The sequence below is a fragment of the Candidatus Stoquefichus sp. SB1 genome, from assembly GCF_001244545.1.
Lineage (GTDB): Bacteria > Bacillota_I > Bacilli_A > Erysipelotrichales > Coprobacillaceae > Stoquefichus.
In genome coordinates, this window is the sequence record NZ_LN852695.1 from 153,130 (window position 1) to 165,780 (window position 12,651).

At 31.8% G+C, this 12,651-nt stretch carries 11 protein-coding genes; 3 read left to right on the plus strand and 8 right to left on the minus strand.

Annotated elements, in window-relative coordinates:
- Positions 1 to 105 precede the first annotated feature (105 nt).
- On the plus strand, positions 106 to 1,566 hold the full coding sequence (locus BN1865_RS08840) for a GntR family transcriptional regulator (RefSeq protein ID WP_232780363.1): 1,461 nt from the start codon (positions 106 to 108) through the stop codon (positions 1,564 to 1,566).
- Between the two features lie 21 nt (positions 1,567 to 1,587).
- On the opposite strand, the gene BN1865_RS08845 is transcribed toward BN1865_RS08840, so the two are convergent.
- Both BN1865_RS08845 and BN1865_RS08850 read right to left on the minus strand, forming a co-directional pair.
- Positions 1,588 to 3,003: a polysaccharide deacetylase gene (locus tag BN1865_RS08845; protein ID WP_050636906.1), complete on the minus strand. Its 1,416-nt coding sequence runs from the start codon at positions 3,001 to 3,003 to the stop codon at positions 1,588 to 1,590.
- Positions 3,004 to 3,231: 228 nt separating this feature from the next.
- Complete coding sequence (locus BN1865_RS08850; RefSeq protein WP_050636907.1) at positions 3,232 to 3,960, minus strand: N-acetylmuramoyl-L-alanine amidase family protein; 729 nt, start codon at positions 3,958 to 3,960, stop codon at positions 3,232 to 3,234.
- A 220-nt stretch (positions 3,961 to 4,180) separates the two neighbouring features.
- On the opposite strand from BN1865_RS08850, the gene BN1865_RS08855 reads away from it, so the two are divergent.
- Together BN1865_RS08855 and BN1865_RS08860 are read left to right on the plus strand one after the other, a co-directional pair.
- A complete protein-coding gene (locus BN1865_RS08855) occupies positions 4,181 to 5,482 on the plus strand; it encodes an IS30 family transposase (protein WP_050635889.1) in 1,302 nt (433 codons plus the stop codon).
- Positions 5,483 to 5,846: 364 nt separating this feature from the next.
- Positions 5,847 to 7,148 carry an IS30 family transposase gene (locus tag BN1865_RS08860; protein WP_050635889.1) on the plus strand — a complete coding sequence of 434 codons (1,302 nt, stop codon included), beginning with the start codon at positions 5,847 to 5,849 and terminating at the stop codon, positions 7,146 to 7,148.
- A 249-nt stretch (positions 7,149 to 7,397) separates the two neighbouring features.
- On the opposite strand, the gene atpC is transcribed toward BN1865_RS08860, so the two are convergent.
- The 6 genes from atpC to atpF are packed head-to-tail and all read right to left on the minus strand — an operon-like array spanning position 7,398 to position 12,626.
- Positions 7,398 to 7,796, minus strand: coding sequence for an ATP synthase F1 subunit epsilon (gene atpC / locus BN1865_RS08865; RefSeq protein ID WP_050636908.1), 399 nt, complete (start codon positions 7,794 to 7,796; stop codon positions 7,398 to 7,400).
- Positions 7,783 to 9,189, minus strand: a complete 1,407-nt coding sequence (gene atpD / locus BN1865_RS08870) for a F0F1 ATP synthase subunit beta (protein WP_050636909.1) — start codon at positions 9,187 to 9,189, stop codon at positions 7,783 to 7,785. Before atpD ends, atpC begins: the two co-directional genes overlap by 14 nt.
- A gap of 13 nt (positions 9,190 to 9,202) precedes the next feature.
- Complete coding sequence (gene atpG / locus BN1865_RS08875; RefSeq protein WP_050636910.1) at positions 9,203 to 10,054, minus strand: ATP synthase F1 subunit gamma; 852 nt, start codon at positions 10,052 to 10,054, stop codon at positions 9,203 to 9,205.
- Between the two features lie 5 nt (positions 10,055 to 10,059).
- The gene (atpA, locus tag BN1865_RS08880; protein WP_050636911.1) at positions 10,060 to 11,583 is read right to left on the minus strand and encodes a F0F1 ATP synthase subunit alpha; all 1,524 of its coding nucleotides are present in this window, start codon (positions 11,581 to 11,583) and stop codon (positions 10,060 to 10,062) included.
- Positions 11,584 to 11,592: 9 nt separating this feature from the next.
- Positions 11,593 to 12,123: a F0F1 ATP synthase subunit delta gene (locus BN1865_RS08885; protein WP_050636912.1), complete on the minus strand. Its 531-nt coding sequence runs from the start codon at positions 12,121 to 12,123 to the stop codon at positions 11,593 to 11,595.
- Positions 12,123 to 12,626 carry a F0F1 ATP synthase subunit B gene (atpF, locus tag BN1865_RS08890; RefSeq protein ID WP_050636913.1) on the minus strand — a complete coding sequence of 168 codons (504 nt, stop codon included), beginning with the start codon at positions 12,624 to 12,626 and terminating at the stop codon, positions 12,123 to 12,125. Before atpF ends, BN1865_RS08885 begins: the two co-directional genes overlap by 1 nt.
- Positions 12,627 to 12,651: the final 25 nt, after the last annotated feature.

Below are 12,651 nucleotides of genomic sequence, written 5' to 3' on the forward strand. Positions count from 1 at the left end.
TTATTTTATCATTATCATTCCAATAAGCAATTGAATAATTGGGTACATTAGCATATAGTATAATCAATTTTTTTATGATAAAATAATGATATCTAAAAAATAGGGGTGATTGACTTGAATAAAAAACCAACTTTATTTAATTATTTATATGACAGTCTTCGTGATTTAATCATTACTGGTCGTTTACCATATGGTTCAAAGATGCCTTCAATCTCTGAAATATGTTTGCTGTATAATATTGGTATTAGAACCGTTAAAGATGTTCTTAAAAAATTAAAAGAAGATGGATATATAGAGACCCATGAAAGAAAAGCATCTATTGTTATTTATCAACCTGATCAACTCAATAATCAACGTCAAGGTATCTATTTTTTACAACATCGTAATGAAATGATTGAAGTTTATAAAACTATAAATATTGTGTTGCCTTTATTTATTTCTTTTGCAGTTGAGGTGCTAAAAGATGATGATTTATATAAATGGATAAATTTATTAAAGCAATCACAAAATAAAAATATTTTGATTCGTGAAAAAATCTTTTCTCATATGTTATATGATATTTTAGAGAAGTCTTATAATCCTTTGCTTAGAAGTATATTTTCTAGTTTAGAAATTTATGCACAGCCAATTTACTTTCTTAATTATGAAGCAAATATCCAATATATTCAGTTAGAAAAGAAATTTAAGAATATTGATTGGGTAGTAGAGTCTTTCATCACAAAAGATAAAATAGAAATTGATTATCGTTTTCATTTAATGTTTGAAACAGTCATTCAAGGTATTGATAAAGTACTCAATTCATTGACTTCTCAGTATCCTGATATTTTAGAATCAAAACCTCAATTTCATTGGTTTGCACAATTAGGTAGAAATCATTATTATACAAGTATTGCCCGTGATATCATTGATAAAATTTGTTTAGGTATCTATCCAGAAGAAAGTTTTCTTCCTGCTGAAGCCAAATTAGCACAATCATATTGTGTAAGTGTTTCGACAATAAGAAAGAGTTTACGAATGATTAATGAACTTGGATTCGGACAAACAATGAATGTGAAAGGAACAAAAGTTTTTATTCAAAACAATCATGATGCAATCAAATGTTTAAAAAATAAACAATATCGTCAAGACACATTATTATATTTAAATGCTATGCAAGTCATGATTATATTGATTGAAAAAGCAGCATTATTAGCTTTTCCATATATTGATAATCAAGATATTCAACAATTACAAAATGAAATGACAAATCCAAACAAGTTTTTTTTAGAAAGTCTGTTAGATTGTATACTTGCTCATTTACCTTTATTACCTCTTCAACAGATCATTCAAGAGATCAATCAAATTATCTATTGGGGATATTATTTTTCTTTTTATCCAACTGAAAAAAGAAATATAAATATAGTGACGATTAAAAGTCACAATGCTTTTGATTATTTATGTGATCACAATGCTATTTTATTTGCCAAAGAAATCTCTTCTAGTTATAAACATGCATTGAATGTTGTAAGAGATTATCTCATTGATTTTGGTTTAACAGAAGCAAAACACATCATTACACCAAATTAAAACCACTACAAATGTAGTGGTTTAGTTATTAACATGCTGATGTGGTGTAAATGTATTATCATCAATAGCCTTAAATTGATATCCTAAAGCCTGATAATGTTCAATGATCTTTGGTAAGGCTTCTACTGTTGTTGATTTTGCTGCTGTATCATGAGCAAGAATCATAATATTATTAGCTTTACTTGCTGTTCCTTCTTTAATCAATTTACTTACAGCCACATTATTCCCTGAAGCATCGCCGGTACTTGCATTCCAATCATAATACTGATATCCTCGTGCCTGAACTTCTTTCGTCAGTGTACTCATAATACCTTTGCAATATTTTCTAGAAACAGTATTAGATGCCCCTCCAGGGAAACGAATATACTTTGGAACAAAGCCAATCTGCCCTTTAACCATTTGTCCTATTTTATCCAAATCATCAAAATAAGCATTAACTGAAGCATATACTTTAGAATAAGAATGTGTATATGTATGTAATCCAATTGTATGTCCTTTATTATGTGCTTCTTTAATCAAATAATTATATTTCTGTCCATTTCCAGTAACAAAGAAAGTTGCTTTTGCATTATATTGATCTAAAACTTTTAAAATTTTTGCTGTATTTGATGATGGACCATCATCAAAAGTTAAGTAAACAACCTTATTCCCATTTTGACCAATTGAACTTGTAGGCTTATTCTCAACAACTGCTACTGTCTTTGTATAAGAATTTTTATTCCCTGAACGGTCTGTAACAGTATATTTCACTTCATAGGTTCCAACTTTAGCTGTATTCACCTGTTGAGAATCAACAGTCACTTTAGGTTCTGGATCTCGATTATCTTTAGCTTTAATGCCAGATAAATAATCAATTTTTCCATTTTTCGAAACTGTGAAATCATGTAATCCTGTTAATACTGGTTTCTCTTCATCCTTTACAATTTTAACAATGGCTTCTTTTTCTGTCTGATTACCAGCTTCATCCTCAACAACAACCGTAACATTTGTCTCGCCTGCTTTTTCAAAAGAATAATCCTCTTTAAATCGTACAGTTGTGTTTGTTTGATCTTTAATATTCTTAACTAAATCCTCAGCTTTCACATTCATTCCTAAATCAATATCTAAATTCTCAATATCAAATGTTGGGGCTTGTGTATCAACAACCTCTAACTGAAGTTCATATTCTTTATCATTAATTTTATATTTAATAACATATGTTCCTAGTTTTTCAATATTAACAGCAGAATCATCAATTTCAATATCCGCTATATCATGTCCATGAACATCCTTAATATAATCAACTGCATTATAATTTCCCTTAATCTCTACTTTTTCAGCACTGTTCTTAAATTCAATTGCTGGTCGATTTAATATTTTTATCCCTACAATAACGACTATAGCAACAACCACAACTCCTCCAAGAACACTTAATACTATTTTCGTATTCTTTTTCATTTTATCCCAACTTTCTATCTTATCCCTTATAGTATACCTTTATTATATACTAACTTTACTGAGTATAAAAGATATTAACCCTTTTTTCGACAAGAAAAAAGAGCCTCATTTATTTATGATTCTTACTTAATATTGGGTAAATAAAAATAAAGAAGTCTTAAAATCATTGAATTCATCAATGAAATTAATGCTTCCTTTTTTATTTATACCCTAAAGCAAGAAAGAACCTTATTCATCAATCAGCTCTATAATTCCTTGACTAATGGCAATCCCCATTTGCTTTAATTTTTGATTGTCATTTAAATACTGATAATCAGGACCATGAATATAACCTAATTCAACTAATACAGATGGAACAGTATTATTCTTTAAAACAGCTAATGAACTTCCATCTTGTAATCCTCTGTCTTTTGAATAATTAAGTTTTGTAATCTGTTGACTAATCGCTTTTGCCAGATTTTCACTTTCTTTATTTCTTGTATAAACTTCAAATCCCGTCACATCATTTGATTTATCATAATCATTGACATGAATAGATACAAAATATTTAGCATGATGCGTTTGACTCATTTGTGCACGCATATTTAAGTCTGTTACTTTATCTTCATGTAATGCTTCATCGCTCGTACGCGTATAAACAGCTTTTATATTTTCTTTTTCAAGTGCTTCACCTATTGCTTTTGCTGTAGTAAGTGAAATATTTTTCTCATGAAGCTTACCTGCATTAGCCCCTGCATCAATTCCGCCATGACCTGGATCTAGAACAACCGTAGCACGATAATTCTTTTCTACCTTAGCTTCCACTGTTGGCTGTGAATATGAGAGGAAGAGTGAGACAATATGTTCTCCAATAAAAGAAGCACCTTTATATATTCCAAATAATAGAGCAATCCCAATAATTGCTACAAAAGCAACACGATCAACTCTTAGTTTCTTTTTTTTCTTCTTTTTTGCCATTATTTCACTCCTTTTCTGTTTTATTCTATCATTTTTAAAAAGGAGTTCAACCATATTATGACATATTTTCTATTATTTTTTTAACTGCCTCAAATTTTTTTGAAAAGTCCGTTTTAAGTATTTCTTTTTATTAAAGTTCCGTTTTTTTGTTATTTCATCTTTTTTTACTATAATGTATGTATAGGTATGGATTACTTCTGTATGAAAGGAGTCATTAACGATGGTTAAAAGTAATTCAATTCATCATTTAACTTATAAACAAAGGCAACACATTGAAACTCTTTTAAATGAATCCGTTAAGCTTTGCAATATTGCTTCAGAACTTCATAAGGATCCAAGAGGCATCAAAAAAGAAATTGTCAACCACAGGCAACTCTCCGTTAGACAGAATGCAAAAAACAAATGTGGTTTGCAGATTGTCTGTAAAAAATCAAGACTCTGTAATAACTGTGAATCTGGTTTATGCAAATACTGCAGCTATGCTAAATGTTCTACTCTCTGCTGTGATTTCCAGGAACTTCCTGAATGCAAAACAATGAAACGTTTCCCATATGTATGCAATGGCTGTGATAAAATCAAGGAATGCCCTTTACCAAAGGTATTCTATAAGGCTTCTACTGCTCAAACTGAATATGAATTTAATGTTTCAGAACACAAAAAAGGTCCTCAATTAAATGCAGTTCAAATGAAGCAGCTTGATAAGATTATCAGTGATGGTGTGAAACGAGGAATAGCCATTGAAGTCATCATAGAAACAAATCATCTTCATATTGCTCCCAGTACTGTCTATCATTACATTGATCTTAACTTATTGGAAGTCAAGAACATCGATCTGAAACGTAAAGTCAGATATCACCAAAGGTATACAATAAAGCCAAAAGCGAAGCCATTAAACTATGATTATTTAAATAATAGACGATTTGATGACTTTACTCAATATCTACTTGAAAATCCTGGAGTAAATATTTGGCAAATGGATACTTTAATAGGTAAAAAGGGAGAAGGCGAAAATACAGTCTTATCTCTTCTCTATACAAAAACAAATCTTCAGTTGTTTTTCAAACTAAGATCAAACTGTGCAGATGAAGTGAATAGAGTTTTTGAAAGAATCAAAAAGCATCTGGGAAGTGATCTCTTCAAGGAAATATTTGAATGTCTGCTTACAGATAACGGAAAGGAATTTTCAGATCCGTTATCAATTGAAGCAGATTCTCAGACTGGCGAAACACTTACACATGTTTTTTACTGCAATCCAGGAAGAAGTGACCAGAAAGGAAAATGTGAAAAGAATCATGAACACTTTAGAGAATGCATTCCTCAGGGTATAAGTTTTAATCCATATATGCATTCAGATATCATAAAGATATCAAATCAGGTAAACAATTATCCCAGAAAAATGTTAGGCTTTCATTCACCATATGAAAGTACAATGTCATTACTCAATAAAAAAGTATTTGAGCTAAATCAGCTTCATGAGATACCCGCTCATAAAGTTACACTCAAATACCCTAGAAAAGTTTAAAATCAAGATAAATCCATACCTTATCCAAGAATGAAAAACGGACTTTTCAGAACAAATTAAAAAAATTTGAGCTGAAACAGAGTTTTTGTGTACTCATTTTCTTGATTTCACACCCTTATTTTATCACACTTTCAAAATATTTCATCTTCTTTTAATCATTAAAAAGCAGGAAAAAACGGAAGTTTCGAACTCATCGGACTTTCCGTTCAAATTTGAGCTTTTTTTATTTAACCTCAAATTTTTTTGAAAAGTCCGTTTTAAGTATTTCTTTTTATTAAAGTTCCGTTTTTTTGTTATTTCATCTTTTTTTACTATAATGTATGTATAGGTATGGATTACTTCTGTATGAAAGGAGTCATTAACGATGGTTAAAAGTAATTCAATTCATCATTTAACTTATAAACAAAGGCAACACATTGAAACTCTTTTAAATGAATCCGTTAAGCTTTGCAATATTGCTTCAGAACTTCATAAGGATCCAAGAGGCATCAAAAAAGAAATTGTCAACCACAGGCAACTCTCCGTTAGACAGAATGCAAAAAACAAATGTGGTTTGCAGATTGTCTGTAAAAAATCAAGACTCTGTAATAACTGTGAATCTGGTTTATGCAAATACTGCAGCTATGCTAAATGTTCTACTCTCTGCTGTGATTTCCAGGAACTTCCTGAATGCAAAACAATGAAACGTTTCCCATATGTATGCAATGGCTGTGATAAAATCAAGGAATGCCCTTTACCAAAGGTATTCTATAAGGCTTCTACTGCTCAAACTGAATATGAATTTAATGTTTCAGAACACAAAAAAGGTCCTCAATTAAATGCAGTTCAAATGAAGCAGCTTGATAAGATTATCAGTGATGGTGTGAAACGAGGAATAGCCATTGAAGTCATCATAGAAACAAATCATCTTCATATTGCTCCCAGTACTGTCTATCATTACATTGATCTTAACTTATTGGAAGTCAAGAACATCGATCTGAAACGTAAAGTCAGATATCACCAAAGGTATACAATAAAGCCAAAAGCGAAGCCATTAAACTATGATTATTTAAATAATAGACGATTTGATGACTTTACTCAATATCTACTTGAAAATCCTGGAGTAAATATTTGGCAAATGGATACTTTAATAGGTAAAAAGGGAGAAGGCGAAAATACAGTCTTATCTCTTCTCTATACAAAAACAAATCTTCAGTTGTTTTTCAAACTAAGATCAAACTGTGCAGATGAAGTGAATAGAGTTTTTGAAAGAATCAAAAAGCATCTGGGAAGTGATCTCTTCAAGGAAATATTTGAATGTCTGCTTACAGATAACGGAAAGGAATTTTCAGATCCGTTATCAATTGAAGCAGATTCTCAGACTGGCGAAACACTTACACATGTTTTTTACTGCAATCCAGGAAGAAGTGACCAGAAAGGAAAATGTGAAAAGAATCATGAACACTTTAGAGAATGCATTCCTCAGGGTATAAGTTTTAATCCATATATGCATTCAGATATCATAAAGATATCAAATCAGGTAAACAATTATCCCAGAAAAATGTTAGGCTTTCATTCACCATATGAAAGTACAATGTCATTACTCAATAAAAAAGTATTTGAGCTAAATCAGCTTCATGAGATACCCGCTCATAAAGTTACACTCAAATACCCTAGAAAAGTTTAAAATCAAGATAAATCCATACCTTATCCAAGAATGAAAAACGGACTTTTCAGAACAAATTAAAAAAATTTGAGCTGAAACAGAGTTTTTGTGTACTCATTTTCTTGATTTCACACCCTTATTTTATCACACTTTCAAAATATTTCATCTTCTTTTAATCATTAAAAAGCAGGAAAAAACGGAAGTTTCGAACTCATCGGACTTTCCGTTCAAATTTGAGCATTTTTTTAACTGGTTAAAAAAATGAACAGATTAATTCTGCTCATTTTTAACGCGTATACGCATAATAGCCTTTCTTAAAGCAATTTCAGCTCTTAATACATCTCCATCTTTATCCTGTAATCTTGATTCTGCTCTACGTTTTGCTTCTTCAGCACGACGTAAATCAATTTCTTCTGGAGATTCAATAGCATTGGCAATAATTGTTGTTTCATCTTCATTAACATAGACAAAACCACCTGCTAAGGCAAATTTAAATCTTTCCCCTTGACTGATATAATTCATTTCTGATATATCTATAGCACTTGCTAAAGGTAAATGGTTGGCAAGAATTCCAATTTGTCCTGAAGTTGTTCTTAAATTCAAAAGCTCAACTTCAGTCTCTTTATAAATACCTCTTGGTGTTACAATCTTTAATTTAAATGTTTTCATTTTCTAAAGATTTTGCCTTTTCAATAGCTTCTTCGATGCTTCCAACATTATGAAATGCTTGCTCTGGTAAATAATCCCATTTTCCATCAAGAATCTCTTTGAAACCTCTAATTGTATCTTCAACACGTACATACTTACCTTCCATTCCTGTAAACTGACTTGCAACAGTAAATGGTTGAGATAAATAGTTACGTACACGTCTTGCTCGTGCTACTGTGACTTTATCATCTTCACTTAATTCATCCATACCAAGAATAGCAATAATATCTTGTAATTCCTGGAATCTTTGTAAAATTTGTTGAACGCCATGAGCAACTTCATAATGTTCTTGTCCGACAACTAATGGATCAAGTGCTCTTGATGAAGAATTCAATGGATCAACAGCTGGATAAATTCCTAGTGCTGCAATAGAACGATCCAATACAACTTTTGCATCAAGATGAGCAAATGTTGTTGCTGGTGCAGGGTCAGTTAAATCATCAGCAGGAACATAAACAGCCTGTACTGATGTAATTGAACCTTTTTTTGTTGAAGTAATACGTTCTTGTAATTGTCCCATTTCAGTAGCAAGCGTTGGCTGATAACCTGCTTGTGATGGTACACGTCCTAATAAGGCAGATACTTCTGATCCTGCTTGTGTAAATCTAAAGATATTATCAATGAATAACAAAACATCCTGATTTTGTTCATCTCTAAAATATTCTGCCATTGTTAAACCTGTTAGGGCAACTCTTAAACGTGATCCTGGTGGTTCATTCATTTGACCAAAGACAAGTGTTGTTTTATCCAAAACGCCACTTTCTTTCATTTCATAATATAAATCATTTCCTTCTCTTGAACGTTCTCCAACTCCAGCGAAAACAGATAAACCACCATGTTGTGTAGCGATATTATTGATTAATTCCTGAATCAAAACAGTCTTACCAACTCCAGCTCCACCAAATAATCCAATCTTTCCACCTTTAATATATGGACAAATTAAATCAATAACCTTAATTCCTGTTTCAAGAATTTCTGTTTCTGTTCTTTGTTGAGCATAAGTTGGTGCACTTCTATGAATTGGCATAGTTGAAACATAATCTGCCAATGCTTCTTTCCCATCAATGGGTTGACCTAAAACATTAAACATTCTTCCTAATGTTTCATTTCCTACAGGAACACGAATTGGGTTCCCTGTATCAATAGCATCGAGACCTCTGGTTAACCCATCAGTTGGTCCCATCGCAATACAACGTACTATATCATCACCAATATGTTGAGCAACTTCAACAGTTAAAGATACTCCCTGATTGTCAATTTGAATTGCTGTATTTAAAGCTGGTAAATGATCAGCATCAAACACAATATCAACAACTGGCCCTACAGCACGTACAATTTTTCCTATATTTAGCATAAGGCACCTCCTTTTATTGAGCATTTGCGCCCGCAACAATTTCACTAATTTCATTAGTAATTGCTGTTTGTCTTGCTTGATTGTATTTCAATAATAAATCTTCAATTAATTCTTGAGCATTATCAGTTGCATTTTCCATTGAAGATCTTCTTGAAGCATTTTCACTTGTGACTGATTCAACAAGATATCCATAAATCACTGATTGTAAATACATTGGTATTAAATGATTTAATACTTCTGCAGGACTTGGCTCAAATATTGTAAACTTTGATGTGATTTCCACATCATCAAACTCTGCAGTATTCACTGGTAAAAGTGTAATAACTCTTGGTGTAAATGTGAGGTTATTGACAAATTCTGTATAGATAATCTTCATTTTATGAATTTCTTGATTTCTATACATCTGTGTTAATTCTCCAACTAATCTCACAATTTCTCTAAAATTCATTGTCGTATTTAAATCAATATAATCATGATTATATTTAATACCACGATGATTCAGATATCCTGCTCCTTTATTTCCAATCATATAAACAAGATCACCTTCATGGATTTCCTGCTCCATTGTCTTAAAAACATTCGCATTATATCCACCACAAAGACCTAAACTTGAAGTCATAACAATATAAACATTCTTACCTTGAGGATTATCCTTTAAATAAGGATTATCAATCATTCCCTGATTACTGACTAAAATTTCTGCAACTGTTTCTTGTACCTTACTATAATAAGGTTTTAACTGTTCTAATTGATTTCTTGTTTTTCTTAATTTAGATGTTGCTACAAGTTGCATCGCTTTTGTGATTTTTTTGGTTGATTCTACAGATTTAATACGTCTTTTAATAGACTGCATATTACTTGCCATAGTCTCTAACCTTCCTTATTCACAATTAAGAATTTATCAACAAATGCACTCATAACTTCTTTCATCTGATTTGCTAATTCGTCACTGATCACTTTTTTTGTTTCAATTTCCTCAATAATATCAGCATGATTTAATTTCATTTCTGCATAGAGTTCATTGACAAATTGTGATACTTTTTTGACTGGTATTGTTTTTGTAAAACCATATTTTAAAGCAAACAATGAAATCACTTGTTCTTCAACACTACGTGGTGAATATTGAGCTTGTTTTAAAACTTCACGTACTTTTTCACCATGATCTAAAGTTGCTTTTGTGGCAGCATCTAAATCACTACCAAATTGTGCAAATGCTTGCATTTCTGTAAATTGTGCCAATTCTAGTTTTAAAGAACTTGACACCTGTTTCATAGCCTTAATTTGTGCAGAAGACCCAACACGACTCACTGATAGTCCTGTATCTATTGCCGGTCTAAATCCGGAATTAAATAAATCCTGCTGCAAGAAAATTTGCCCATCTGTAATAGAAATAACATTTGTTGGAATATAAGCTGAAATATCTCCAGCTTGTGTTTCAATAATTGGTAAAGCAGTAATTGATCCACCACCATTTTCTTCATTCAAACGACATGCTCTCTCTAATAATCTCGAATGTAAATAAAAGACATCTCCAGGATAAGCTTCACGTCCTGGTGGTCTTTTTAACAATAATGATACTGTACGATAAGCAACGGCATGTTTAGATAAATCATCATAAACAATTAAAACATCCTTACCTTCTTCTAGCCATTCTTCAGCCATAGCACAACCTGCATATGGGGCAATATATTGAACTGGTGCCAATTCACTTGCTCCAGCAGCAACAATTGTTGTATATTCCATAGCTCCGCCTTTACGTAATTTTTCAACAATTTGAGCAACTGTTGAATTCTTTTGTCCAATCGCAACATAAATACAATATATATTTTGTCCTTTTTGATTAAGAATCGTATCAATCGCAATTGCTGTCTTTCCAGTTTGACGATCTCCAATGATTAACTCACGTTGTCCTCTTCCAATTGGAATAATTGCATCAATAGATGTAATTCCAGTCTGTAAAGGCTGATCAACTGACTTTCTTGTCATAACCCCACTCGCTACTTTTTCAATTGGTCTTGTATGTGTATAAGCAATACTTCCCTGACCATCAATAGGCTGTCCTAAAGGATTAACAACACGTCCTAATAATCCATCACCTACAGGTACTTCAATAATCTTACCTGTACGCTTAACCTCATCACCTTCCTTGATAGTTCCTTCACTACCAAGCAAAACGGCACCTACGCTATCCTCTTCAAGATTCATAACCATACCATATACATCATCAGGAAATAGTAAAAGTTCTCCTAACATGGCACTATCTAACCCATGAACAAGTGAAACACCATCACCAACCGTCATGACTGTTCCAACATCTTTCGATTCTAAAACATCATCATAATGTTTAATCTGTTCTTTAATTAATGCACTAATTTCATCTGGTCTTAGATCCACTACCTTCACCTACTTTCTTAATAACTCTTTTCTCAGTGATTCTAATTTATAAGAAAGTGAATCATCATAAATATGATTATCAATTTCAACTTTTATTCCACCAATCATATTCTCATCAACAATCATACGTAATTTAACTTTCTTTCCAACTTTCACACTTACCGATCTCTCAATATGTTCTATTTCTTTTTCAGTTAGTGTAAAAGCACTATAGACCTTCCCAACCTTTATACCAAAATAGTCATTACAAAGAGATTGAAATTCTTGGCAAATTCCAACAATATATCTCATTCTTCTTTTCTTTATTAACAACAATAGAAAATTATAAACATAGTGTGTAACCTGTTTATAAAAACTCTTCTTTAAAATATCAATCTTAATATCATCCGCTAAAGCAACATGACTAAAGAAACGTACAAAAGACTCATCTTGAAAAACATCAGCAATTTTCTGCATATCCTTTTGATAAACATCAATAGCATGTTCTTCTTTTGCTAATTCAAATAACGATTCAGCATAACGTCTTGATATAGCATCCATTATTTGATTACCTCTTCAACAAATTCATTGACTAATTTCTCATTTTCTTTTGTATTCATTTCTTTTTTCATAATTTTTGTTGCAACATCCATTGCAATATCAACAATTTCTTCTTTCATATCAGCTCTTGCCTGAACCTTTTCAGCAGCAATTTCTTTTTCTGCCTGTTCAATTTTACTCGCTGCTTCTTTTCTTGCTTCAACAATAATATCATCACGTACTTTCAAAGCGTCAGACTTTGCCCGTTCCACAATATCACGATATTCTCGTGCTGAATCACGTGCCTGTTTCTCACTTTCAACAACGAATGTTTTTGCTTTTTCATTCATCTCTTTGGCTTCATCAATTTGATTTTCAATAAAATCTGCTCTCTTTTCAAAATAAGCTTGTACTGGAGACCAAAGATATCTTTTAAAAACAAATAACATCACACCTGTCGATAATAACTGAACAATAAGTGTTGTTATATTGGGGAATAATTTACCAGCAATATCTATATCCACGTCTTATTCCTCCTTCATCATTTGT

Excerpts from the sequence above, each read along its gene's own strand:
- atpD (WP_050636909.1), bottom strand. The coding sequence starts at position 9,189 with ATGCTAAATATAGGAAAAATTGTACGTGCTGTAGGGCCAGTTGTTGAT.
- BN1865_RS08885 (WP_050636912.1), bottom strand. The coding sequence starts at position 12,123 with ATGGATGCTATATCAAGACGTTATGCTGAATCGTTATTTGAATTAGCA.
- BN1865_RS08850 (WP_050636907.1), bottom strand. The coding sequence starts at position 3,960 with ATGGCAAAAAAGAAGAAAAAAAAGAAACTAAGAGTTGATCGTGTTGCT.
- BN1865_RS08855 (WP_050635889.1), top strand. The coding sequence starts at position 4,181 with ATGGTTAAAAGTAATTCAATTCATCATTTAACTTATAAACAAAGGCAA.
- atpC (WP_050636908.1), bottom strand. The coding sequence starts at position 7,796 with ATGAAAACATTTAAATTAAAGATTGTAACACCAAGAGGTATTTATAAA.
- BN1865_RS08845 (WP_050636906.1), bottom strand. The coding sequence starts at position 3,003 with ATGAAAAAGAATACGAAAATAGTATTAAGTGTTCTTGGAGGAGTTGTG.
- atpG (WP_050636910.1), bottom strand. The coding sequence starts at position 10,054 with ATGGCAAGTAATATGCAGTCTATTAAAAGACGTATTAAATCTGTAGAA.
- BN1865_RS08860 (WP_050635889.1), top strand. The coding sequence starts at position 5,847 with ATGGTTAAAAGTAATTCAATTCATCATTTAACTTATAAACAAAGGCAA.